This is a genomic window from Amycolatopsis sp. CA-128772 (assembly GCF_002904295.1).
Classification (GTDB): Bacteria; Actinomycetota; Actinomycetes; order Mycobacteriales; family Pseudonocardiaceae; genus Amycolatopsis.
In genome coordinates this window covers 132,252-156,150 of the sequence record NZ_PPHG01000075.1, presented here as the reverse complement: position 1 = coordinate 156,150, position 23,899 = coordinate 132,252, and the positions used below count along the sequence as shown (strand labels likewise).

Here is a 23,899-nt window from a genome sequence, read left to right as displayed (position 1 = left end):
TGCGGTTCGGCAATGGGTAACGAGCTCGGCGGAGGGGTTCCTGACATGCGTGGCAAACAGAAGGCGATGACGGGCGTCGTGGTGGCCGCGCTGGTCGCGGTTTCGCCGCCGGCCGCGGCGAAACCGGCCGGGACGCCCCTGGTGTCCGATTCCGCCGGGCAGACGGTCACGCTGATCACCGGTGACCGGGTGCGGGTGCTGCCGCATTCCGGCGGCGGGAACGCGGTCGCGGTGGAACCGGCCCCGGGCCGGGAGCGCGTCGGTTTCGTCCGCGAAACCCGCACCGGTGCGAAAAGCGGCGACCTCACCGTGGTGCCGTCGGATGCGCTGCCCCTGGTGGCCGCCGGCCGGCTGGATCCCCGGTTGTTCGACGTTTCGGAGCTGCTGCGGCAGCATCTCGCCGACTCCGCGCCGGCCCTGCCGCTGATCGTGACCCGGCCGGCGGCGGCGGACGCCCCGCGGCCGCCGGCCGCGGCGGCCGTCCGCGACCTGCCGAGCGTGCGCGGCACGGCGCTGCGCCAGGACCGGCGCCGGGGCGCGGAGTTCTGGCGCTGGCTCACCGCCGGCTCGGCGCTGCGCGCCGGGATCGACAAGGTCTGGCTCGACGGCCTGGCCGAACCTGCGCTCGACGTCAGCGTCCCGCAGATCGGCGGCCCGGCCGCCTGGCAGGCCGGCTACACCGGCCGCGGCGTGACGGTCGGGCTGCTCGACACCGGCGTCAAGGCCGACCACCCCGACCTGGCCGGCAAGGTCCTGGAAACGAAGGACTTCACCGGCACCCGGCCCGACGCCGGCGACGACCTCGGGCACGGCACGCACGTCGCCGGGATCATCGCGGGCACCGGCGCCGCCTCCGGTGGCCGCTACCGCGGGGTGGCGCCGGAGGCGCAGCTGATCAGCGGCAAGGTCTGCGTCGCCTACGGCTGCCCGGAATCCGCGGTCATCGCCGGCCTGGAGTGGATCGCGCCGAAGGTGCGCGTGGTGAACCTGAGCCTCGGCGGCGACGCGACCGACGGCACCGATCCGGTGTCGCAGGCGGTGAACGCGCTCACCGGCCGGTACGGCACGCTGTTCGTCGCTCCGGCCGGCAACGACCGTTCGATCGACCTGCCCGAGCCCGGCCCGGTGGTCGCGCCCGCGGCGGCGGACGCGGCGCTCGCGGTCGGCAGCGTGTCGGCGCAGGACACCACGAGCGCGTTCTCCAACCGCGGCTTCCGGGTCGGCGACCACGCGGTCAAGCCCGACATCGCCGCACCGGGCGAGGGCATCGTTTCGGCCCGGGCCGCGGGCACCCGCGACGGCGACCTCGCCCCGGTCGGCGACAGCTACGCCAGGCTGTCCGGCACGTCGATGGCGGCGCCGCACGTCGCCGGCTCGGCGGCGCTCCTGGTGCAGCGGCACCCGGACTGGCCCGCCGGCCGGCTCAAGGCCGCGCTGACGAGCACCGCCCAGCCCACCGCCGGCGTCGCCGAGCAGGGCGCCGGCCGGGTCGACGCGGGCCGCGCGGTCACCCAGCAGGTCACCGCCACCACCGGCAGCCTCGGTTACGGCTTCCTCGCTTGGCCGCACGCCCAGGCCGTCGCGAAGACCGTGACCTACCGCAACGACGGCGACGCGCCCGTCACCCTGGCGCTCGCCGCCACCGCCACCGGACCGGACGGCGCTGCCGCGCAGCTGTTCACCCCGTCCGTCACGTCCGTGGTCGTGGGCGCCCACAGCAGCGCCGACGTCGGCGTCACCCTCCGGGCGGGCGCGGCCGGCGCCGGGCAGTACGGCGGCCGGCTGACCGCGACGGCACCCGGGATCACCGTGCAGACCGCACTGGGTGCGGTCCTCGAGGGCGAAAGCCATGACGTGTCCGTGCGGATGATCGGCCGGGACGGGAAGTTCACCGCGGGCGTCGCCACCCTGGTCGACACCGCGACCGGCGCGGCCTTCGGCGTCCGCCCGTTCGCCGCGGACGGCACGGCGGTGGTGCGGGTGCCCAAGGGCACCTACGACCTCAACGCGTTCGACGTGTCCGGCGACCCGGCGGGCCAGATCCGGCCGGCCGCGGTGACCGCGTTCTCGCGGCCGGACCAGCCGGTGACCGGCGACGTCGCGATCACCCTGGACGCCCGCGCGGGCAAACCGGTGCGTGCGGTGGTCGACCGACCCGACGCCCGGCTCCAGGGCGGCGAGCTCGGCCTGGTGTCCGGGAACCCGGCCGGAACGCGCACCAGCACGCTGGCCTGGACCATCCAGCCGGGCAACGAGCTCTACGCGGCCGGCTCCGACCGGCAGGTCACCAGCCACACCTACGCGCTGTACTTCCGGGCGACGCTGGCCGCCCGGCCACCCGGGGTGGACCCGAACGGCTACGTCTACCAGCTGGCGCTGCTGGTCCGCGGCCGCGTCCCGGCCGACCCGGTGTTCCGGGTGCGCGACCGCGACCTCGCGGTGGTCGACGCGCGCTACCACACGCAGGGCAAACCGGCGCAGAGCCTGCGCCTGGACGACGTCACCTTCGGGTTCCCGGGCGCCGACAGCGGGACCTACGAGATCGTGGCGCACGCCCTGCCGAGCCGGCGCACCGAGTACTACACGCCCGGCCTGCGCTGGCAGCACGTCGTGGCGGTGTACCCGGACCCGCTGACCGACGCGGAGAACAACTACTCGTACCGCACCTACCGGCCCGGGTGGGAGCACTCGGGGTGGAACCGCGCCCCGGTCGGGCCCGCCTTCGGCGACCCGCAGGACGGCTGGGGCGTGGTCCGCGCCGGCAACCAGCTGGCGTACGCGATCCCGCTGGTCTCGGGCAGCGACCCGCAGCAGTACACCTCGCCGCCGGGTGGCCTCACCGGCACGGCGACGCTGGCGCGCGACGGCGTGGTGCTGGGCACCGCCGACAACCCGGCCATCGGGGCACTCCCGATCCCGGACGGCGGCGGTACCTACACGCTGCACTCGACGGGCACCCGCAGTGTGCCGTGGTCGGTGGTCGGCACGCAGGTGGACGTGGCCTGGACGTTCCACGAGCCGGGCCTGGCGGCGCCGGCGGCCCCGTTGCCGCTCATGGTCGTGCGGGCCGAAGGCGCGGTCGACGACCAGAGCCGGGCCCCGGCGGGCCGGCCGTTCGTGCTCGCGCTGACCGCGCAGCGCCAGCCGGGCGCGGGCGAGCTCCGGCTGGCGGACCTGCGGGTCGAAACATCGGCCGACGACGGCTCGACGTGGACGCCGGCGCCCACCGCGCGCATCGGGAACGGCGGCCTCGCGGTGGTGCGCAACCCGGCGGGCGAGGGATTCGTGTCCCTGCGCATCACCTCCCGCGACACCGACGGCAACGCGCTCACCCAGACGGTGCTCAGGGCGTACCAGACCACGCCGTGACGGCGATGGCGGCGAGCGGGACGACGAAGGCGGCCCCGGTCAGGAACCTCAGTTCCCGGCCGTGGGCCCGCCATTCGCCGTCCCAGCCGTTGTCGCCGTCGTAACGCAGGTTCGCCGTGGTCATGAGCGCCCGGCCGAGCCCGAACCCCGCGCCCGCGCACAGCGCCGCGGGGACGGACGCGGTCAGGGCGACGGCGACCGCGGCGGCGTACGGCAGGCCGCTGGGCAGGTAGGTGCGCGCGCCGGTGCCCATCTCGAGCCCGAACTGCAGCGGCCCGAGGTGCCGGCCGAGCCGGAACACGGTGTCCGGCACGAGCCGCCGGTTTTCCGGCAGCTTGAACGACCACACGCCCGTTTCGCGCAGCAGCACGGCCAGCAGCGCCCCGGCCACCAGCGCCCAGCGGACGGCCGCCGGCAACGGTGCGCGCAGCAGGGAACCGGCCACGATCAGGACGACCGCGGTCAGGGCGCCGCCGCCGACGAGTCCGGCGCAGAACGCCAGTACCGGGGTGCCTCGCCAGACCGGCGAGCTCAGCACGAAGGCCGAGTTCCGGCTTCAACTGGAGCCGCTGGTGGCGAACCCGGCCGCCGCGCACATCACGAGCCACGCGCTGGGTACCAGCCACGGGACGAGGGCGCTCGCCACCCCGGCGGCGAGCAGGAGCCCGGCGGCGATGGTCAGCGGGTGCCACCGGCGCCGGGCAGGTGCGTGCGTCAAAGGGCGGCCCGGCAGATGGTCAGGTACGTCTGGCCGGTGTAGCCGGCGCCCCAGAACGTCGAAAAGCCGTCGGAGCAGCGGTAGACCTTCTGGTCCGGGGTCGTCCACCGCCAGGCGTTCTTGCCGACGAACTGGCCGCAGGTGTTGGCCACCGGCTGGTGGTCGACCTGGATGCCGCCCTCGTTCCAGGTGCCGTACTTGTGCCAGCCCGCGTCGCAGTACGTGCTGCCCCGCCAGAAGCCGCCGAAGCAGGCGGCGTAGGTGTTCGCGTAGGCGCCGCTGGTGTCGGGCAGTTCCGCGTAGCCGCTGGGGTAGGCGTCGCGGCAGTCGTTGCGGTCGTAGCCCGGCATGCCGTACGGGCTGAACTCGGCGTTCGCCCGCCGGGTGCGGGACAGGCCGGTCCAGTCCAGGGCCGTCGCGCCGATCGTCAAAGCCCCGAGGGCCACCGCGCGCAGGAACGCCCGCCGGGTGCCGCCGGGCTTGAGCTTCCGGCCCGCGCGGGTGTCCGCGGCGCCGGCCGCGGGCCGGTCAAGACCGGGAATGTGCGCCAACACCAGCGTCACCGGTATCGCCTCCTGACGTCGGGCCGGTCCAGCCGGCCAGGGTGGTGTCCACGTCGGCGGCCCGCACGGGCAGCTGAAGCCGCCGGACGCGGCCGGTGCCGTCGAGCAGCATCAGCACCGGCGGCGAGAGGTGGGAGACCGACCGCCACGCTTCGCCATCGCTGAGTACCGGCAGCCCGTGCGCGAGGTCCGTCCACGTGGCGAGCGGTTCGTGGGTCAGCAGCGTCGCGTCCGCACCGAGCCGGGCCAGCCGTTCGACGACGGCCAGGCACAGCGGGCAGCCGGAGTCGACGGCCACCACGATCCCGCTCCGGGCGAACCCCGGGCCGAGGTCCAGGTCCGGCGGCGCGGCGGCGTACCCGTCCGTGGTCCGGGTGACCAGCCCGCGCAGCAGCCGCACTTCGCGCAGGACGGCGGCCAGGCCGAAGCACAGCAGGATGATCGCCGCCCAGGTGAGGACGCCGAACGCGACCGACGGCGTCATCCCCGGTCCCAGGCGATGCCGATTTCGCCGAGCCAGTCGAGCCGTTCCTGCTCGGTCTTCGCCGGCGTGTCCGCGAGGTGCACTTCGGCCACACCGGCCGGGCAACCCAGGATGAACGAGCGCGGCGAACCGGCCGTGCCCGCGGCTTTCCAGACTTCGCCGTGCTTGGTGCGGGCGCCCGCGTGCCGGGGGAGCAGGGCGGCGGCGTGCCGCGGGCCGGGGATGGACAGCGAGCCGTGGTGGCGCACCACGACGACGAAGTGTTCGTTGGCCGAGTCGAGCAGCGTCGCCGCCCGGGGGACGACGGTCATGCCGCCGACGTGGTCTTCGATCCGCAAGGAGCTGAACAGCGCCAGCACGCGGTCCCGGCGCGGGGCCGGGCCGGCGTACACGGTCATCAGCTCGTGGTAGGTGCCGATCAGGGTGGCCAGCGACGTCTGCCCGTCGTCGGCCTCGGCGACGACGACCTCCCGGCCGTGCACCACCAGCCGGTCCCGGGTGGTCGCCGGGGCGACGTGGGTGCAGGCGAACTCGTGGTAGCCGCGCGGCCCGAGCTGGAACCCGGTGCCGAACGAGCCGCCGACGAACCGGACGCCGGCCACGACGTGCGAAACGGGGGCGGCCGCGGGCAGGTCCACGGTCACCCGGGCACCGCCCGGCGCCACCAGCCGCAACCGTTGTGTCGCCATGGGACCTCCGTTTCCGCCGAAACCAACCGGCTGAGGCTAACCGACGGATTCGGTGGTTGCCACGATTGTTTCGGAACGGTTCCGAAGATTGGTCCGATCGGGGACGGTACTTTTGTCGGCGAATATCATGTTCGCATGAACGTTTTCTGGCCGTCGGGAATGGCCGTCCTGACGGCGGCGGGGGCGATTCTTCTGAGCGCCGCGGGTGCGGTGCACGCGGCGCGGCCCGCGGAGCACCGGGCGGTGCTGCGCGTGCACCGCCTGTTCCCGCCGCGGTGGGCACCTCCCGTCGCGGCCGTCGCCACCGGCGCGGAGCTCGTGACGGGACTGTCGGTGCTGGTCACGGCCTTGTCGATGGTCCTGACCGCCGCGGTCCAAGCGGCGGTCTACGGCGCTTTCGCCGGCTATGCGGCGGTGCTGCGGACGCGCCGGGCGGGCGTGCCGTGCGGGTGTTTCGGCGCGGAGCGGGTTTCGTGGGCGGCGGTGGGCAGGGCGGCCGTGCTCGCGGCCGGCAGTGCCGGATATGCGGCGATCGGGCCGATATCGGACCCGTGGCCGTGCGTGGCCGCCGGGGTGGTTCTGGCAATGGCGATCCACCTGCCGGTGGCGTTGCGGGGAATGGGCGGGCGGCGGGGTTGATTATTTTCTTCCCGCCATTCCGTGCCGGGTGGTGACGGCTCGGCCGCGCTTCCCGATCGTTCCGGTTGAGGTGTATAACGACGTAGACGGACTGTCTTAGTTGCGGCTGATAGCCGTGATCACGAACTCATCTGTACTCACCACGAGCACAAAACACTCCTCAATGACAAGGGCAAAGAGCCGCAGCGTTGCCGCTAGGGCTTGTCCTCAAAGCCAGAGGAGCAGAGTGGCCAGATCGATCAGCCCTCGGTAAGAGGTGGCGGTCTTGTCGAAGCGAGTGGCGATGGCACGGAACTGCTTGAGGCGGTTGAAGCAGCGTTCGACGATGTTGCGGCGCCGGTGAGCGACACGGTCGAAAGCCGGCGGGCGACCACCGGCCCGGCCACGGCGCAGCCGGTTGGCTCGTTGATCCCGGCGCTCGGGAACCCCTTGTCCGCCAGGACCTGGCTCGGTCGCCTCGCCGGCCGCCCCGGACCGGGGCGGCGGAACGCGACACCGGCCATGACCGCGGTGAACTGGGTGCAGTCGTTGACGTTGCCGCCGGTCAGCACCATCAACAACGGTCGTCCGTGGCCGTCGCACGCCAGGTGGATCTTGGTGGTGGGTCCGCCGCGGGACCGGCCGATGGCATGATCACCCGGCTCAAAGCAGATCACCCGCACCAGCTTTGAGGACAGGCCTTAGGTCAACGCGCTCAACGCCGGCGAGGCCCGGTGCAGCCGGTGCGTGATCAGCGCGAACACCGCCGCCAACGCCGCGGCCGCCAGCCAGAACAGCGTGCCGTGGCCGTTGTCGGTCAGCCAGCGCTGGGCCGCGACGCCCGTGCCGCTGCCCAGCGCCTCGCCCAGGGCCGTGCTGATCGCGAAGATGCTGTAGCCCACCGCGCGGTTCTGCTCGCCGATCACCCGTACGATCACCACGTCGCCGCTCGGCATGAACAGCATCTCCGCCACCGTGAACAGCACCACGAACACGATCGCGCCGCCGAAGCCGGGCACCAGGTACACCGCGGCGAACGCCACCGCGAACAGCCCGTACGCTGCCACCACCGTCGTCAGGTGCCGGCCCTTCAGCCACCGGCCGGCCAGGCGGGTCACGACCAGCTGGAGCGCGACCACCATCAACGCGTTCACCGTGTACAGCGAGCCGAGGGCGGCGGGCTCGTGCAGCGTCTCCGACACGTACAGCGCGAGCGCGTTGAACAGCTGCCCGTACATGATCCAGAAGAAGAAGTTGACCGCGAAGAAGGCACGCAGCCCCGGCCGCCGCAGCACCGCCAGGTACAGGCCGAGCGACCACGACCGGGTCACCCGCTCGGCGTCCGGGAAGCGGACGCGGTTGGCGAAGGTGACCAGCCCGGCGAGGACGTAGAGCGCCGCCACGGCCAGCAGGACGTCGCCGTGGTGCTTCCGTTCGACGAAGAACAGCGCCACCGGGGCCGCGGTGGCCGCGGCGATGTTGATGCTGACGCTGATCAGCGCGAACAGCCGGGACCGGTTCTCCAGCCGGTCCGACACCGCCGCGCCCAGCGTCTTCAGGCCCAGCGCGTTGATCGAAATGCCGACGCCGGCGAAACCCAGGCACAGCACCGTCATCGGCATGCCGGTGGCGAAGCGCAGGCCGGTGAACCCGGCGCCGGCCATCACGCAGCCGATCAGGACCGACACCGTCGTCGGCAGCCGGCCCAGCCACGGGGCCAGCGGGATGTTGGCCACCTTGTTGGTCAGGGCGAACACCATCACGAGCGCGGCGATCTGCCCCGCGTCGAACGACGCCGCGCTCAGCGCGACCGCCAACGTGGACAGCAGGCCGTAGTAGCCCAGGTAGCTCAGCAGGTAGTGGGTGATGATCAGCCCGGTCGCCCGGCGGGTGTACCGGCGGTCCGCGGACTCCGACGTCGTGCTCGCTTCCTGCATCGAAACCCCTATTCCGGCGTTCGCCCCAGTGGCTCTCCCTTGACTTCGACCAGGTCACGCGCGGACTCGGCGTGGACGGCGGCCGCCTCGGTGTCCTCGCCGGTGGCCAGCACGTACCCCTGCCGGTGGTACGACGAGGTCAGCGGACCGAGCTCCCGGCCCGCCGCCAGGTCGCACTCCACCCGCACCACCCCGCGCGCCCGTTCGGCCTCCGGCACGCCGGAGACGTCCAGCACGCGCAGGTTCTCGTAGCCGAAGAACCGGATCGCCGCCGCCGGCGCGACCGGCGTGCGCGGGGGAGGGGCCACCCCGGCCAGGGCCGCGATCGTTTCGGCCATCATGTCGGTGCCGGTGACGAACTCGCACATCTCCCAGATCTGGTCGCCGCCCACGCGGGTCTGGGATTCGATGAGCTTCGGCCCGGTGGGGGTCAGCCGGATCTCGGTGTGCGCCGGCCCGGTGCGCTGGCCGGCGAGGTCGAGGAACGCGGTCACCAGGTCCACCACCCGGCCGCGGTCGGCGTCGTCCAGCCGGGCGGGCATCTGGTGCCCGAGCTCGACGAACCGCGGCAGCGGCGTGGTCACCTTTTCGGTGATCATCACGATCTCGTGCACGCCGTCCACCGACAGCGATTCCACGCTGAACTCGGGACCGCTCAGGAACTCCTCGGCGAGGACCGGCCCGGGCCGCGCGGCGCTGCTGCGCTCCCACCGCTGCGCGAGCACCGCCTCGTTCTCGACGATGAACACGCCCTCGCTGAGGCCGCCGTCGTGCGGCTTCACCACGATCGGCTCACCGCCCGCGGCCGCCAGGAAGCCGCGCGCGTCCTCGAGGGTCCGGCACACCCGGTGCCGCACCGGGCTCAAGCCGTGCTCGTCGAGCAGCGCCCGGGTCTTCCCCTTGTCCCGGGTCACCAGCACGGCGGCCAGGTTGTCGCCGGGGATGCCCAGGTCGATGGCGCAGCGGGAGGTGTTCTCCAGGCCGTATTCGGTGAAGGTCACCACCGCGTCGAACGGGTCGAGCCGGTGCCACGCCCGGCACACCGCCAGCAGCTCGCCGAGGTCCTCGTAGTCCAGGACCGCGTAACGCTCGGCGCTGGTGTACTGCCGCTCGTCGACCCAGTCCGGGAGCTGGACCATGGAGAACCGCAACCCCAGCTTCCTCACCTTGTCCACAGTGGAGTTGCGGCCGCCGATGGCCAGGACGTGCTTCTGCCGCATCGAGCTCCTTCCGGGTTCAGGGGCGCAACCGCGCCAGGTCGAGTCCCATCCGGTTCGCCCACGCGCGGTTGCGCGTGATGAGGATGGGCGTGAGCTCGGGGTGGGTCTTCTCGACCTCGTCGTAGTTGAGCAGCAGGGCCAGCAGCTCGTTGAGGCGCTGCCGCATGTGCGGCTGGAGGTTCTTCTCGTCGAGGCACTTGCGGCCCAGGCCCACCGAGTCGGTGCGCAGCTCGATCCGGTGGTACCAGTTGGCCGGCAGGTACAGGACGTCGCCCGGCTCGAGGTCGAACCGGTGCAGCTCGGTCTCCGGGGCCGCCACCAGCGCCGCGAAGTCCGGTTCGCCGTCCGCGCCGAGGCGAAGCTGCGCCTGCGGCCCCATGACGTACCAGCGTTTCGTGCCGACGAGCTGGACGTGCATCACGTCGACCAGGTACGAGTCCTGGTGCGTGCGGGTGATCCCGCCGCGCTGCCCGACCCACAGCTGGTGGTTGGTGGCCGCGTCGTCCCCGTAGAGGTTGCGCCGGAAGTCGTACTGCGCGATGTCCAGTTCGGGCAGCTCGGCCGCCAGCTGCGGCGCGCTGTTCTGGTAGTACCACTCCTGCAGGTGCAGCGGCTCGGCATCCGGGTCGGCCTGCAGCAGGTCGGCGTTCGCCTTCAGCAGCTGGACGAACTCCGCGACCGTGACCCGCCGGGGCGGCGTGCCGCGGACGCTGTCCATCGTGACCTCGGCGTCGCCGCTGCGCTCGGCCAGGTAGTCCAGCGACCAGGTCCGGACCGCGGTCCAGTCCGCCGCGAACCCCTTGAGCAGCACCGGACGCGACCGTGCGCGGTACTCGCGGTCGAACTCCGCCTTCGACAGGCCCTCGCGGGCCGGCAGGCCCGGCGCGTCACGGACCGCGTCCGCCAGCGGGCCGGTCCGGAAGCCGGCTTCGACGAGGTCGATGCTTTTCCGGTCGTGCCGCCGGAGCACGTTCTCCTCGATCACCATGGTGGTCCCCTCCCTCGAAGCTCAGTGGCCGGTCCGGTCGACGAAGCGCACCAGCGCGTCGAGGACCCGGGCCTTGTCCGCCGGCCGGCCCGGCAGCCAGCGGTGCACGAAGTGGTCGCCGTCGAGCCAGATCACCTCGACCGACCGGGCCTTGCGGGCGTTGTCCACGTAGCCGCCGACGATCTCCGGCGGCGCCACCTGGTCGTGCTTCCCCGCGACGATCAGCAGGTCGCCCTCGAACTCCCGGATACCGGCGAACGCCGGCGAATCGGGGTGGTTGCCCGCCCGGGCGCGGCCTTCGTCGAACCGCAGGTGCTCGGCCCCGGCGGGATAGGCGGCGGGCGCGAACATCGCGATCCCCCGGGGCCGCACCTCGGGCACGACCCAGGCGGCCAGGTGCGCGCCCATGCTGCCGCCGATCAGCAGCGGCCGCTCGCCGGGGTCCAGCAGGGCCACCGCGGCCAGGGTCTCCGCCCGCCGCCGCGCCAGGCAGGATTGCTCCATCACGCCCGTGCTGTCGCCGTTGCCGGAGTATTCGAAGGTGAGCGAGCCGTGCCCGTGCGCGGCCAGCACGTCCAGCAGGTAGCGGACGGTGTGCCGGCTCGCGGTGGCCCCCAGCCCGTGCAGGTGCGCGATGCTCGGCGGGCGCCCGTGACCGGCGTGGACCATCGTCCCCGCCAGCTTCTGGTCGCCGACGTCGAACAGCAGTTCTTCGGTGTCCATGTCCCCCCCAGTCAGTGCACACTGGCCACGAGCCGCTCGCGCACCGCCGGCCATTCGGCGCGCAGGATGCTGTAGTAGACGACGTCCCGCCGCCGGCCACCGGGCATGTAGTTGAAGCTGCGCAGCACCCCTTCTTCCTGCGCACCCAGCTTGGCCAGCGCGGTCCGCGCCGGCGTGTTCAGCACGTCGGTCTTGAACTCGACGCGCTCGCAGCCGAGTTCGGCGAAGGCGTGGTCGAGCAGCGCGAGTTTCGCCGCCCGGTTCACGCCGGTCCGCCGGGCCTCGGCGGCCAGCCACGACCACCCGATCTCCACCCGCCGCTCGCTTTCGGCCAGGTTCCCGTACGCCGAGCTGCCGACGACGCGGCCACTGCCGCGGTCGGTGATCGCGAACACGATCCGGGCGCCGCGCAGGGTGTCCGCGACCGCGGTCTCCAGGAAGTCGTCGAGCTCGTCGGCACTGCCGATGCGGGCCACGAAGTACCGCCAGATCTCCGCGTCGAAGGCGATGCGTTCGAAGGCGGCCCGGTCGGTGAGCCGCACGCGGCGCAGCTCGACCCGGTCGTTGACCAGCACGACGTCCTTCAGCTTCGCCCAGCTCACGACGGCCTCCCCGCTTCGATCGATGCAGTGCTCCCGGTGACGACCAGCAGCGGGTCGGCCCAGCCCGGGTCCGGCTCGCGGTAGACCGCGTCCAGCTGCTTCGCGAAGCGCTCGTGGACGTCCCGGCGGCGCAGCTTCAGCTGCCTGGTCAGCAGGCCGTTGTCCATCGAAAACGGCTCCGCGGCCAGCACCACCGCGTGGATGCGCTCCTCGGCGGGCGCCTCCCGGTTGCCTTCGGCGACGAACCGGCGGATCGACTCGGGGTCGGCGTCCGGCGAAGCGGGGGAGACGACGACGGATAGGTAGCTGCGGTCCGTGCCGTACAGCGCGCACTGGTGGACGTCCGGGTGCGCGCGCAGCCGTTCCTCGATCTTCGCCACGAACACCGTGCGCCCGGTGGTCAGCGAGAAGTAGTCGTCGACCCGGCCGCGCAGGTACAGGAAGCCGTCCTCGTCCAGGTGCCCGAGATCGGCGGTGCGCACCTCGCCGGTGGGCAGGAAGGTCTGCTCGTTGACCCCCGGTGCCGCCCACGTGTAGCGGGTGTTGACCGGGTGGCGGCTGCCGAAGATGAGGGCGCCGTTCTCGGCGAACCGGACCGTCTTGCCCGGCAGCAGCTTGCCGACGCTGCCGAGCCGGAACGCGCCGGGGTGGTTCTTCGCCACGATGCAGACCTCGGTGAGGCCGTACCCCTCGTACAGGGGCACCCCGCAGCCGTTGAAGAACTCCAGCAGCACCCGGCGGGCGGGGGCCGAGCCGGTCCACAGGTAGCGGACGCGCCCGCCGAGCCGCTCCTGGACCAGGTCCCGCCGGGTGTCCGGGTCCGGGATCGGGCCCGCGGCCTCGAGCCGGGCCATCAGGTCCTCGTAGAACCCCGGCACGCCCATCACGACCGTCGGGCGCGCGAGCGGCGCGATGTCCAGGGCCTCGTCGTAGGTGGTCATCGTGATGTCGTGGCCGTGCACCAGCGCCGAATAGGGCCAGTAGCGCTGCTGCAGGAACCACATGCCCATGAACGACAGCAGGTTGTCGCCGTCGGTGTGGCGGAACATCTCCTGCACGGCGGCCATGTCGCTGTTGATGCTGGCCACCGTCGCTTCGAGGCCCTTCGGCGCGCCGGTGCTGCCGGAGGTGAACTTGATGGTGCAGATGTCGGCCGGGTCGTAGCCCGGGTGAGCCGGCAGCGGCTCGCCTTCCGGCTCCCGCGCCCAGGCGGCGACCTCGGCCATGCTGCGCACGGCTCCGCCGGCGTTCTCGGCGAACACCACAGCCAGGTCGAAGGCGGCCCCGACCTGCGCGGGGTCGAACCGGTCGGCTTCGAACCCCGCCGTGACCGCGCCGAGCTTGAGCACGGCCACGTCCAGCAGCAGCCATTCGATCCGGTTGCCGGACACGATCCCGACCCGGTCGCCGCGCCCGATCCCGAGCGCGTGCAGCCGCCGGGCCACCGCGGTCGCCCGGGCGTCGAACTCGGCCAGCGTCAGCGACCGCAGCCGGCCGCCGTCGGTGTAGTGGATGTGGTGCCGGGTGTCCCGGCACGGTGTCCGGGCGATCGTGTTGATGACGTCGGTGTCGAACTCAGGCATCGGCGGCCTCCGCGGCGCCACGGGTGGACAGGAACGCCGGCGGGAAGAACTCGGCGGCGAGGTCGATCGGGCGGCCCGGCGCGACCAGTTCGACCGTGCGCGGCCAGTGCGTGACCGGTGCCGAACCGAGCGCGGCCGCCAGCCGGGCCGCGAACCGCGGCATGACCGGCGCGGCGCAGCGGGCGAGCAGCTGGGCGGCGGCCAGCTCCAGGGCGATCGTGGTCCGCGTCTCGGCCCGCCATGCATCGATTTCCGCGACCGCGTGCTCCCGGGCGGCGAACCGCCTGACGTCCTCGACGATGCCGGCCAGCTCCGCGCTCGCGGTGGTGAGGGAGAACCCGTCCTGGCCCAGGGCGGCGGTGATCGCCGACAGCCGGGTGCCGAGCCGGTCGAGGAACGCGGTGTGCTCCGGCGTCCACACCCCGGCGTCCGGGGCGGTGCCGCCGTGCCGCTGCCGCACCCGGTCGCCCAGTTCGTGCAGCCAGCGCTGCCAGGACCCGATGAGCGTGTCACGCAGCACGGCGTCGTAGCCGGCCGGCTCGAAGCTGGTCCGCCGGCCCTCCGGCCGGGTGCGGGACAGGTGGAACCGCAGCCCGTCGACGGTCGTCGGGGTCAGGACGTCCTTGCCCCAGATCGCGTGCCTGCGGCTGGTGGAGAATTTTTCGTTGCCCAGCAAAGAGAATTCGTTGACGTGGTAGTCGATGTCCGGGTGCCAGCCGGGGAAGGCCAGCTGGTACAGCACCGGGTACAGCAGCGAGTGGTAGAAGCTGTTGTCGTAGCCGAAGAAGTGGACGATCTTCCAGTCCTGCTCCGGCGCGTCCGCCCGCCACGGCCGGCCGAGCCGGCGGCCCAGCGCCTCGATGTCGTGCAGGAAGCCGTAGGCCATCTCCGGCCAGACCCAGACGACCTGACCGTCCGCGCCCGGTTCGGCGGGCGGCACGCCCCACGGCGACGGGTGGGTGACCGGCAGGTCGAGCCGCTCGCGGGCGAACACCCGGTGCGCGAGCTCCCGCAGCCGGGCCGGCACCCGGCCGAGGTTGTGGTGGGCGAGGACCTCCTTGCGGAACTCGTGCAGCGGCAGGCAGTAGCGGGCGATCGTGGCCCGGCCGGCCGGGTCGCCGGTCCGGCGCGCGCGGGGATCGGCGAGGTCGGCGCAGGTGTTGGGCTCGCCGCACTCCTCGCAGATGTTGCCGTTGGTGCCCTGCCCGCAGCCGGGGCAGCCGCCGGACACGCCGACCTCGTACAGGTACTCGCCGGTCTCCGCGTCGACCAGCGCCGGGACGTCCTCGAGCCGCACCGAGCCGGAGGCCACCAGCCGCGAGAAGAAAGCCCGCAGCCCGGCCCGGTAGCCGGGGTCGTCGCCGGTGGCGGTGTACTGGTCGGGCTCGACGTCCATGAGCGCGAGCGTCGCGGCGATCTCGGCGGAGAAGTGCGCCGCGGTCTCCGCCGGCTCCCGCCCGTCACGGGCGGCCCGGTCGACGACGTAGCTCTGGTAGTCGTCGCTGCCGGTCAGGTGCCAGGCCTCGACCCCGTTCAGCCGCTGGAACCGGACGAACACGTCCGCGCCGAGGTACGGCCCGGACAGGTGACCCAGGTGCAGGTCGCCGTTCGGGGTCGGCGGCGTCGAGAAGACGAAGACCGGGCGCTCGCCGAACCGGCGGCGCTGAGCCACGCCGGCGGCCGCGAGGGCCTCGGCGGGATCCCGCCAGTAGAGGTCGAAGAAGACCAGGTCGACGTCGCCGGTGTTCTCGATGACGTGCGTCTCGAACGGCGTGAACCGGACCACCGCACCGGGCCCCACCGGGGTCCGCTTGCCGTCGGCGACGACGTCCCCGGTGCCGCTGACGATGACGAAGACCTCGGTCTCGTCGTGCTGGTGCGGGTCGCTGCGGCCGCCGGGCACGACCCGGCCCCAGCCGGCGCCGGGGCCGAACCCGGCCACGGAGTTCATGGCGATGCCGAACGCGGCGGACAGTTCGGCGGGACGGTAGCGGGTGATGATCACGCGGAGATCCTTTGCGCTGGTCCGCTGAAGATCAGGTCGGCCGCCTCGGCGGCGATGGCGGGGGCGAGCCGGTAGCCGGAGCCGTTCGCGGCGCCGGCGAACACGATCCGGCCGTCGTCGTCGAGCGTCCGCACCACCGGTTCCCGGCGGGGGCTGTAGGCGTCGCAGAACACCCGGCCGGCGGTGACCGCGCCGGCCAGTTCCGGCGCGCACGCGGCGAGGGCTTCGCGCCCTTCGGCGAGGGTCGCGCCGGTCAGGCCGTCGGTCAGGGCGTCCGGCCGGACGTCCCACTGCCGGCTGGTGAAGCTGAACATCCAGTGGCCCCGGTGCGCCAGCGGCAGCAGGAACGCGTCCGGGTCGTGGAACACGACCACCGGATCGCCCTCGCCGGGCACCCGGTCGACGTGCAGCGCCGCCACCAGCTTCACCCGCAGCTCCAGCGGCCGGGTCAGGGACCGCCACGCGGGGGCGTGCACCCACGGCCCCGGCGCCAGCACCACGGCGGCCGCGGTGAGCGGCTCGCCGGTGCCCAGCCGCAGCGTGACTTCGCGGTCGCCGCGCTCGATCCCGGCGACCGCGACGCCTTCGCGGAACCGGACACGGGGCCGCAACCGGCGGGCCAGCGCGGCCGCGAGCGCGCCGACGTCGGCGTGGTGACACCCCTCGCCGGTCCAGATCCCGGTCCCGGCCGGCACGGGCAGCGTGCCCGGCACCTCCCGGGCCGGGGTCAGGTGGGCCCGCTCGAGGTAGGCGCGGGCGACCCCGGCCGCGTCCGAGGACAGCACGCACAGGCCGAGTGGGTGGATCGGCAGCGCGGGGTCCTCGGCCTTCAGCCGTTCGTAGGCGTCTTGGCCGGCCGCGGCCATCGCCCGGACCCGCCGGGTCGCGCCGCGCGGGAAGTGCAGCCCGGCGGACCACCGGCTGGCTCCCGAGCCGACGAGGCCCCGGTCGAGCACCGTGACGGTCCGGCCCGGCGCCCGGGCGGTGAGTTCGCGGGCGACCAGGCACCCGATGATGCCGCCGCCGACGACGGCCACGTCGACGTCGGTCATCCCAGCACGACCTTCGCCGCGTCGGTCGGGCCGAGCTTGGGCGACCACTCGATGAAGGACGGGAGCTGTTCGTCGCTGCGGACGCCGCGCAGCCGGTCGACGACCCGCTGGCTGCGCCACGCGACGAGACTCAGGTTGCGGTCCGGCAGGCCGCGCTGCTGCGGGGCGGCGCCGTGCAGGAAGATGTCGTGCCCCGCCGGGCCGTCCCAGCGGGCGGCGAACTGGCCGTCGATCCGGAACTCCTCGCCCTCCCGTTCGATGCGGTGGGCGATCGGGGCGAGGAAGTCCACCGGGGCCGGCCGGAACCCGGTCGCCCAGACGACGACGTCGGCCTCGAGCTGCCCGACGGCACCCGGGTGGTTGTCGTTGGTGACCCGGAGAGCCCAGTCGTCGTGCCCGGCCCGCGCCACCCCGACGACCTCGCGGTGGGGGTAGAGGGCGACCACGTCCCGGGCGCCTTCGATGAACCGCAGGGTGTACACGCGCCGGTAGATCTCGCGCAGGGTGGCTTCCGAGACGCCGTCGCTGGTCAGGACGTGCCGCGCGGTGAACTCCTCGCGCGTGGTCCGTTCCAGGGTGACGAAGTAGTCCGAGTGGCTCGGCGTGTAGAAGTCGTTGGTGAAGGGCGAGTCGTCGATCGGGAAGTAGTTGGCCCGCCGCGTCACCCAGGACACCCGCCGGGGCCGTTCCGGAGCCGGCCGGGAGATCAGGTCGAGGAACGCCTCCGCCCCGGACTGGCCGCCGCCGACGACGCAGACCCGCTTCCCGCCGACGTCCGCGGCCCGTTCCACGAAATCGCTGACGTGGAACTGCCGTCCGCCCTGGAAACGCCCGGCAACGGGCGGCACCCAGGGCACGCTGCCGACGCCGACCGAGACGTTGTCCGCGGTCACCGTGCGGCGTGAGGTCCGCACCACGAAGACGTCGTCGAAATCGACGGAAAGCACCTTTTCCCCGTAGGTGATGTGCTCGTTCTGGTCACTGACCCACTTCAGGTAGTTGCGGAACTCCTGCCGGGGCACGGCGTCGAACTGCGCGTTGATGAAGTGGTAGATCTTCCCTTGGGCGTGCAGGTAGTTGAAGAAGGAGAACTTGTTCGTCGGGTCCGCCAGGCTGACCAGGTCCTTGAGGACGGAGACCTGCAGGGTCGTGCCGGGCAGCTGCTGGCCGTCGTGCCAGCCGAAGGAGTTTCGCTGCTCCAGGAACAGGTTCGTGACGTCCGGGTGACTGTGGAGGAGCGCCGCGAGGCTCAGGTTCGCCGGCCCCACGCCGACGCCGAGGCAATTGTAGTGCGCTCGCGCGGTGTGCTCGTGAGTAGTCAACGGATGCTCGATCAAGCGACAGAAAAAGGCGACGGGCCCGGGAGATGCGCCGAATCGGAATAATCGGCTTTCGCTCTTTGCGGCACGTTGAAAACGCTCATTTGGTCCCCCCGAATCCTGTGCAGTTCAGAACCCTCCGAGCCCGAGGGTAGACCGCGTGCGACTGGGCCGCAAGGCTACTTTCGTCCCACCGGCACGGCAATTGATCACCGGTTGCCGACCCTCCGAAATGAACTGCGGCACCTTCCGATCGCGACGATTGTCCGCACCGCACGGGAGGCCGGACTGCACTTCCCGGCCTGGACGCGGGAACACTGGGAGGGTGGATGCAGCCCGGTCGAGGCGGCGAGACGCACAACGTCATCCGGAACTCGGTCGTGTACGGCTCGGTGGTGCAGGCCCGGGACGTCGCCGGCGCGTCGGTGACGCCGCAGGGCCGGGCCGGCCGCGTCGCCACCTCGAGCCTGTGGGACCACGTCGGCCGGGGAGCGGACTTCTACCGCGCCCGCGTCTCCGCGGCGGCGGCCCACCTGGAGACCGTGGTCACGGCGCTGCTTCCGCGGCTGGCGGACGGGTTCGCGACGCGGTTCCTCGAGCGCATCGTGTGGCTGTGGAGCGAGAAGCCGCCGTCGCTGGACGCGGCCGAGGCGGCGTTGCTGGCCCTGCTCCCGTTCCACCGGCAGGCGAACCTGGTCCGGCTGGCCGTCGAGCACGCGGGGGTGAACCCGGCGCAGCTGGGCCGCGGCACCTCCGGCACGGCGGCGGCCCGCTCGTTCGAGGCGTTCCTCGACGGGCACGAGGTCCTGGTCCACCGGGCGGGCCGGCGGCCGGACTCGGCGCCGCCGATCGGCTGGTGGCTGTTCCACCGCCGGCTGGCGCGCCACGAGTCGTTCGCGGACGCCGGCCCTTTGCTCCAGGACGCCGGGACGCCGCTGGCGGAGCTGGGGGAGACGTTCGCGGCCGGGCGGGTGTGCGCGCTGCTGGAGGGCCTGCGGCTCGGCCCGGACGTCTGCCACCCGGAGTTCCTGGGCGCGGTGCCCGCGGAGGACCACGTCCGCGCCCCGGGCCGGCAGTGCATCCGCGACCAGCGGCTGGCGCTCATCAGCGCGTTGGCCGCCACCCTGGCGATCGAGGCGACGGCCCTGCCGGACGTGGTGGGCGAGCACCTGGGCATCCCGGTCCCGGTGGACCCGGCCACGGTCCGGTCGTGCCTCGACGAGGCGGTGTGGGGCGGCCCGCACGACCTCCCGGTGCTGCGCGCGCGGTGTCCCACGAGGCGGTGGTCGAAGGCCTGCGCGAGCACACGGCGAACGCGGACGAGCTCCTGCACCCGGCCAGGCCGAGTTCCGGCACGAGCGGGCGGCGTGGGAGGAGCTGGATCCCCCGATCCCGTTCCACCCGAACAGCCGGTTCGGCACCGCGGTTTTCAGCTACTTCATGCTGGCCGACGAAATCCGGGTGACGACGTGCCGGATGGGGCTGGACGGCGGGCGGTGGTCGTGCGTGCACGTGCTGCGGAGGCTGCTGGCGGTCGCGGAGTTCGAGACGACGGCTCAACGTGGCGTCGAGACGGTCACCTGGCTCCCCGGCCGGCTCCAGTTCCGCCGAGTTACGCGTGGCTCTGCGGGGCCGCGGACCGGAGTCCGGTCGTCGCCGACATTCTCACCGGGCCTGCATCGCGGCCGGCCGGACCCTGATGTTCGCCGGCCGGCCGATCGACATCGGAGCGGATGGCCGAGTTCCGGGCGAGACCAGTGTCTCCCCCTGACCTGCACGAATGGGCTCATTCCTTGTCGCTCTACGATATCGCCGACGCCGACCGGGTGTGGCTGGTCGACGGGGTACTTCGACTCGGACCAGGCCATGCCGTTCGCGTACCTCCTCGTGGCGGCCGTCCGGCTGCACGCGCCGCTTTCCGAGGTGGTCGCGCTTGTCCGTTCGCACGGATTGGGAATGTCGTGTCCCGGGTTGCCGCCGGGGCTGACGTTCGACAGCGCAGGTCGTCCACTGGCTACGGGAGCTGGGCATCCAGGTCCCCGACCTCGGGCGCACGCTCCGCAGAGCGCTCGCCCGGGTGCCGAGGTGACTCGGCCGTCCACGACGCCAGGATCCGCAACCGCTCGTGCGAAGCCGACCCCGGCTCCGCCGTCAGCACCATCAACCGCTGCCCGCTGCCGTCGGGGCTTTCCCACATGTCACAGTCCAGCGCCAGCTCCCCGACCACCGCATGCCGGTACCGCTTGACCCCGTAGCCGGCGCTGGTCACGTGATGAGCCGCCCACCACGTGCGGAACTCCGGGTAACGCACCGCCAGCTCCCCGACGAGGTCCGCCAGTTCCGGCGCATCCGGATCCTGCGCGGCCTCCAGGTGCAACGCCGCCACTGCCGTCCGAGCCGCCTCTTCCCACGAAACGTGCAACCCACGCACCGCGGCATCCGCGAAAAGCAGGTAGACGTAGTTCCGCCGGTTGGCCGGATACCGGGCGAAATCCGTGAACAACGCCGCCGCCGAGGCGTTCCACGCCACGATGTCCAACCGCCGTCCCAGGACCATTGCGGGTGTCTCGGCCAGCTGGTCGAGCAGCCGCTTCATCGCCGGGCGCAGCTTCTCGCCGGGCCGGCGCCGCGGGCGGCGGTACGGCTTGGCCGCCAGCTCGTGCACGTACGACTGCTCGTCCTCGCTCAGCCGGAGCGCCCGGGTGAGCGTGGCCAGCACCGACGCCGACGCCTGCACCCGGCCCTGCTCGAGGCGGGTCAGGTAGTCGACGCTGATCGCCGCGAGCTGGGCGACCTCCTCCCGGCGCAGCCCGGCGACGCGCCGCCGGGTGTCCGGCAGCCCGACGTCGGACGGGCTCAGCTGGGCGCGGCGCGCCTTGAGGAAGTCGCCGAGTTCCTTCGGCCGGCCGGTGGGTTCCATCTGCCGATTGTCCCCCGTGGACGGAGAACGTGGGTAGGCAGGATCCTTCCCCCGAACGCGGCTGCCGGGGCAGAAACCCGGCTCTTACGCCCACGGCGGGCCAGGCCGAACCTGGAAGGCATGAACGTGACCTTCACCAGCGCCGGCGTCGACATCGCCGGGCACCTGTACCTGCCCCGCCACGACGGCCCGCACCCCGCCGTCGTCGTCGGGCACCCCGCCGGCGGTGTCAAAGAACAAACTGCCGGGCGCTACGCCCGCCGCCTCGCCGAGCGCGGGTTCGTCGCCCTCGCCTTCGACGCCGCCTACCAGGGCGAGAGCGGCGGCCTGCCGCGCGGCCTGGAAGACCCGGGCCAGCGCGTCGAAGACCTCAAGGCCGCCGTGTCCTTCCTGACGACGCGGTCCGAGGTGGATGCCGAGCGCATCGGCGCGCTCGGCATCTGCGCCTCCGGCGGGTACGTGCTCCCCGCCGCGGCCACCGACCACCGGATCAAGGCCGTCGCCACGGTCAGCGCCGCCGACATCGGCCGGATGTTCCGCGAGGGTGCCGACGGCACCCAGGACCCCGCCGTCGTCCAGGGCATGCTCGACGCCGCGGCCGCGGCCCGCACCGCCGAAGCGCGCGGCGAGAAGATGACGTCGTTCCCGATCTTCCCGCCGACCGCCGAGGACGCCCGCGCCGCCGGCGGCCAGCACGGCTTCGAGGGGTTCGACTACTACCGGACCGGCCGGGGGTTCCACCCCCGCTCGGCCACCGGGTTCACCTGGGACAGCCTCGACCGGATCGTCGCCTTCGACGCGGGCCGCTTCGCCGGGCTGATCGCGCCCCGGCCGCTGCTGATGGTGGTCGGCACCGAAGCGGTCACCGCACGCATGTCGACCGAGGTCGCCGGTGGGCCGGAACAGCTGCGGTGGATCGAGGGGGCGACCCACGTCGACCTCTACGACCGCGAGCAGTACGTCGGGCCGGCTCTCGACGAGCTGGCCGGGTTCTACGCCGCCCACCTCGGCCGGTGAGGTGCACCCTTTCGCGGGGACGGCCCTACCGGCCGCTACGGCCGGTAGGACGTCTTCGCCGCCGTCGCGCGGCTGCACACCACCGTCCGAGCGTGTAACTTTCATCCCCCGGTGGTCCACTGTGGACCGGAAACACGCCCGTGAGGTGGCAAGTCGCGTGGCCGGCCGTCCGGGGCCCGGACGGCCGGCCACGCGGATTGACAATCCTTCCGGCCCGAGCCCAGGCTGTCGCAACTCAATGTTAGCGATAACACCTGCAGGTGACGGGGAGAAGTCGTCATGAACAGAGCAAGGACCAGCGGCAGCAGCCGCTCCCGGATCGCCGTCGTCGCCGCCGCGGTGACGGTCGCGGCGGCCTCGGTGGTGGGCGTGACGCTGGGAGCCGGCGCGGCCTCGGCCGACGTCACCGGCGCCCTGCGCGGCGTCGGCTCGGGGCGGTGCCTGGACGTCCCGAACGCCAGCCAGACCGACGGCACGGCCCTGCAGATCTACGACTGCTCGGGCGGCGCGGGCCAGCAGTGGACGTCGACGGCCAGTGGCCAGCTGACGGTTCTCGGCGGCAAGTGCCTCGACGTGGCCGGCGCCGCGACGACGGCCGGAGCCCGGGTGCAGACCTGGACCTGCCACGGCGGGGCCAACCAGCAGTGGCAGGTGAACGCCGACGGCACGATCGTCGGGGTGCAGTCCGGGCTCTGCCTCGACGTCACGGGCGCCGCCACGGCGAACGGCACCGCGGTGGAGATCTGGACGTGCAACGGCGGCAGCAACCAGAAGTGGACCGGCCTGTCGGGCTCGACACCGACGACCACCACGCCGACGACCCCGGGCGGCACCTGCTCCCTGCCGTCCTCGTACCGCTGGTCCTCGACCGGCGCGCTGGCCCAGCCGAAGAACGGGTGGGTCTCGCTCAAGGACTTCACCAACGTCGTCTACAACGGCAAGCACCTGGTCTACGCCTCGAACGTCGCGGGCTCGTCGTACGGCTCGATGGCCTTCACGCCGTTCACGAACTGGTCCGACATGGCCTCGGCCGGCCAGACCGGGATGAACCAGGGCACGGTGGCGCCGACGCTGTTCTACTTCGCGCCGAAGAACATCTGGGTGCTGGCCTACCAGTGGGGCGCGTGGCCGTTCATCTACCGCACGTCGAGCGACCCGACCAACCCCAACGGCTGGTCGGCGCCGCAACCGCTGTTCACCGGCAGCATCTCCGGCTCGGGCACCGGCCCGATCGACCAGACGCTGATCGCCGACGGCTCGAACATGTACCTGTTCTTCGCCGGCGACAACGGCAAGATCTACCGGGCGAGCATGCCGATCGGCAACTTCCCGGGCAGCTTCGGCTCGAACTACACGACGATCATGAGCGACTCCCAAGCCAACCTCTTCGAGGCGGTCCAGGTGTACAAGGTCCAGGGCCAGAGCCAGTACCTGATGATCGTCGAGGCGATGGGCTCGGGCGGCCGCTACTTCCGGTCGTTCACCGCGAGCAGCCTCAGCGGCTCGTGGACCCCGCAGGCGGCGAGCGAGAGCAACCCGTTCGCGGGCAAGGCCAACAGCGGCGCCAGCTGGACGAACGACATCAGTCACGGTGACCTGGTCCGCAACAACCCGGACCAGACGATGACGATCGACCCGTGCAACCTGCAGCTGCTGTACCAGGGCAAGGCCCCGAACGCGAGCGGCCCGTACGACCAGCTGCCGTGGCGTCCGGGCGTGCTGACGCTGCAGCGCTAGCCACCGTCCAGAGGGACTCCGGTCGGCTGACGGCCGGGGTCCCTCTGGCGGCATATCGGGTCAGGATCGCCGCGGGGTGGCACCGAGGGCGTTCAGCCTGGCGGACACCTGACGCAACAGGGCGGTCCGATCGAGCAGCACGGGCCGCCAGAACTCCGGCCGGACGGCGTCGGCCAGGCAGGATGCGCGGACCAGGCCTTCGACCAGGACCTCGCCGAACTCCTGCCCGGCCGCGCGGTGGAGATCGCCATGTCGGACCTTCGTGACCCGCACGCTCCTGCCGCTGTCGGGACACCGCTGGTGGGCGCCAGGAATTACGTCTCCGGGAGACCGACCCGGAACGTGCGGCGGCGGA

General features: G+C 72.7%; 21 protein-coding genes and 1 pseudogene. 5 read left to right on the top strand and 17 right to left on the bottom strand.

What is annotated here, in order from left to right; genetic code table 11:
• The first annotated feature begins 45 nt into the window (after positions 1 to 45).
• Positions 46 to 3,369, top strand: coding sequence for a S8 family serine peptidase (locus C2L59_RS29415; protein WP_103352774.1), 3,324 nt, complete (start codon positions 46 to 48; stop codon positions 3,367 to 3,369).
• Here the strand turns inward: C2L59_RS29415 and C2L59_RS29410 are convergent.
• From C2L59_RS29410 to C2L59_RS29395, 5 genes are read right to left on the bottom strand one after another with little or no spacing between them, the layout of a single operon-like run.
• Positions 3,344 to 3,907 (bottom strand): hypothetical protein, encoded by a 564-nt coding sequence (locus C2L59_RS29410; RefSeq protein WP_103352773.1) that lies wholly within the window; start codon positions 3,905 to 3,907, stop codon positions 3,344 to 3,346. The genes C2L59_RS29415 and C2L59_RS29410 overlap by 26 nt on opposite strands.
• An 18-nt stretch (positions 3,908 to 3,925) precedes the next feature.
• Positions 3,926 to 4,087, bottom strand: coding sequence for a hypothetical protein (locus tag C2L59_RS48255; RefSeq protein ID WP_199199312.1), 162 nt, complete (start codon positions 4,085 to 4,087; stop codon positions 3,926 to 3,928).
• Positions 4,084 to 4,650, bottom strand: coding sequence for a hypothetical protein (locus C2L59_RS29405; RefSeq protein WP_103352772.1), 567 nt, complete (start codon positions 4,648 to 4,650; stop codon positions 4,084 to 4,086). Before C2L59_RS29405 ends, C2L59_RS48255 begins: the two co-directional genes overlap by 4 nt.
• Positions 4,616 to 5,134, bottom strand: a complete 519-nt coding sequence (locus tag C2L59_RS29400) for a hypothetical protein (protein WP_103352771.1) — start codon at positions 5,132 to 5,134, stop codon at positions 4,616 to 4,618. Before C2L59_RS29400 ends, C2L59_RS29405 begins: the two co-directional genes overlap by 35 nt.
• Complete coding sequence (locus tag C2L59_RS29395; RefSeq protein ID WP_103352770.1) at positions 5,131 to 5,823, bottom strand: hypothetical protein; 693 nt, start codon at positions 5,821 to 5,823, stop codon at positions 5,131 to 5,133. The genes C2L59_RS29400 and C2L59_RS29395 overlap by 4 nt, the downstream gene beginning before the upstream one ends.
• A gap of 135 nt (positions 5,824 to 5,958) precedes the next feature.
• Between C2L59_RS29395 and C2L59_RS29390 the strand changes: the two genes are divergently transcribed.
• Positions 5,959 to 6,462 (top strand): MauE/DoxX family redox-associated membrane protein, encoded by a 504-nt coding sequence (locus C2L59_RS29390; protein WP_103352769.1) that lies wholly within the window; start codon positions 5,959 to 5,961, stop codon positions 6,460 to 6,462.
• A gap of 207 nt (positions 6,463 to 6,669) precedes the next feature.
• Here C2L59_RS29390 and C2L59_RS49345 read toward each other — a convergent pair.
• From C2L59_RS49345 to C2L59_RS29335, 10 genes and pseudogenes are all read right to left on the bottom strand, one after another.
• Positions 6,670 to 7,103, bottom strand: a pseudogene (locus C2L59_RS49345) (IS5 family transposase); the annotation flags it as partial.
• A 39-nt stretch (positions 7,104 to 7,142) separates the two neighbouring features.
• Positions 7,143 to 8,378 carry an MFS transporter gene (locus C2L59_RS48250; protein ID WP_103352768.1) on the bottom strand — a complete coding sequence of 412 codons (1,236 nt, stop codon included), beginning with the start codon at positions 8,376 to 8,378 and terminating at the stop codon, positions 7,143 to 7,145.
• Positions 8,379 to 8,386: 8 nt separating this feature from the next.
• Positions 8,387 to 9,598: an ATP-grasp domain-containing protein gene (locus tag C2L59_RS29370; RefSeq protein ID WP_103352767.1), complete on the bottom strand. Its 1,212-nt coding sequence runs from the start codon at positions 9,596 to 9,598 to the stop codon at positions 8,387 to 8,389.
• A 16-nt stretch (positions 9,599 to 9,614) separates the two neighbouring features.
• Complete coding sequence (locus C2L59_RS29365) at positions 9,615 to 10,586, bottom strand: cupin-like domain-containing protein (RefSeq protein ID WP_103352766.1); 972 nt, start codon at positions 10,584 to 10,586, stop codon at positions 9,615 to 9,617.
• Positions 10,587 to 10,607: 21 nt separating this feature from the next.
• Positions 10,608 to 11,309: an alpha/beta hydrolase gene (locus C2L59_RS29360; RefSeq protein ID WP_103352765.1), complete on the bottom strand. Its 702-nt coding sequence runs from the start codon at positions 11,307 to 11,309 to the stop codon at positions 10,608 to 10,610.
• Between the two features lie 11 nt (positions 11,310 to 11,320).
• Positions 11,321 to 11,911 carry a GNAT family N-acetyltransferase gene (locus tag C2L59_RS29355; protein ID WP_103352764.1) on the bottom strand — a complete coding sequence of 197 codons (591 nt, stop codon included), beginning with the start codon at positions 11,909 to 11,911 and terminating at the stop codon, positions 11,321 to 11,323.
• Complete coding sequence (locus C2L59_RS29350) at positions 11,908 to 13,494, bottom strand: AMP-binding protein (protein ID WP_103352763.1); 1,587 nt, start codon at positions 13,492 to 13,494, stop codon at positions 11,908 to 11,910. The genes C2L59_RS29355 and C2L59_RS29350 overlap by 4 nt, the downstream gene beginning before the upstream one ends.
• Entirely contained in the window at positions 13,487 to 15,499 is a 2,013-nt protein-coding gene (locus C2L59_RS29345) for a class I tRNA ligase family protein (RefSeq protein ID WP_199199311.1), read from the bottom strand. The genes C2L59_RS29350 and C2L59_RS29345 overlap by 8 nt, the downstream gene beginning before the upstream one ends.
• Positions 15,496 to 16,551 (bottom strand): FAD-binding oxidoreductase, encoded by a 1,056-nt coding sequence (locus C2L59_RS29340; RefSeq protein WP_103352762.1) that lies wholly within the window; start codon positions 16,549 to 16,551, stop codon positions 15,496 to 15,498. Before C2L59_RS29340 ends, C2L59_RS29345 begins: the two co-directional genes overlap by 4 nt.
• Positions 16,548 to 17,873: a lysine N(6)-hydroxylase/L-ornithine N(5)-oxygenase family protein gene (locus tag C2L59_RS29335; protein ID WP_103352761.1), complete on the bottom strand. Its 1,326-nt coding sequence runs from the start codon at positions 17,871 to 17,873 to the stop codon at positions 16,548 to 16,550. Before C2L59_RS29335 ends, C2L59_RS29340 begins: the two co-directional genes overlap by 4 nt.
• Before the next feature lie 326 nt (positions 17,874 to 18,199).
• Here C2L59_RS29335 and C2L59_RS29330 point away from each other — a divergent pair, with 326 nt between their 5' ends.
• Positions 18,200 to 19,570, top strand: a complete 1,371-nt coding sequence (locus C2L59_RS29330) for a hypothetical protein (RefSeq protein ID WP_103352760.1) — start codon at positions 18,200 to 18,202, stop codon at positions 19,568 to 19,570.
• 314 nt (positions 19,571 to 19,884) lie between these two features.
• On the opposite strand, the gene C2L59_RS29325 is transcribed toward C2L59_RS29330, so the two are convergent.
• Positions 19,885 to 20,790: a helix-turn-helix domain-containing protein gene (locus C2L59_RS29325; protein ID WP_103352963.1), complete on the bottom strand. Its 906-nt coding sequence runs from the start codon at positions 20,788 to 20,790 to the stop codon at positions 19,885 to 19,887.
• Between the two features lie 120 nt (positions 20,791 to 20,910).
• Here C2L59_RS29325 and C2L59_RS29320 point away from each other — a divergent pair, with 120 nt between their 5' ends.
• Both C2L59_RS29320 and C2L59_RS29315 read left to right on the top strand, forming a co-directional pair.
• Positions 20,911 to 21,807: an alpha/beta hydrolase gene (locus tag C2L59_RS29320; RefSeq protein ID WP_199199309.1), complete on the top strand. Its 897-nt coding sequence runs from the start codon at positions 20,911 to 20,913 to the stop codon at positions 21,805 to 21,807.
• A 279-nt stretch (positions 21,808 to 22,086) separates the two neighbouring features.
• Positions 22,087 to 23,544, top strand: coding sequence for a non-reducing end alpha-L-arabinofuranosidase family hydrolase (locus C2L59_RS29315; RefSeq protein WP_103352759.1), 1,458 nt, complete (start codon positions 22,087 to 22,089; stop codon positions 23,542 to 23,544).
• A gap of 60 nt (positions 23,545 to 23,604) precedes the next feature.
• Here the strand turns inward: C2L59_RS29315 and C2L59_RS29310 are convergent, their stop codons facing one another.
• The gene (locus tag C2L59_RS29310; RefSeq protein WP_103352758.1) at positions 23,605 to 23,817 is read right to left on the bottom strand and encodes a hypothetical protein; all 213 of its coding nucleotides are present in this window, start codon (positions 23,815 to 23,817) and stop codon (positions 23,605 to 23,607) included.
• Between the last annotated feature and the right edge of the window lie 82 nt (positions 23,818 to 23,899).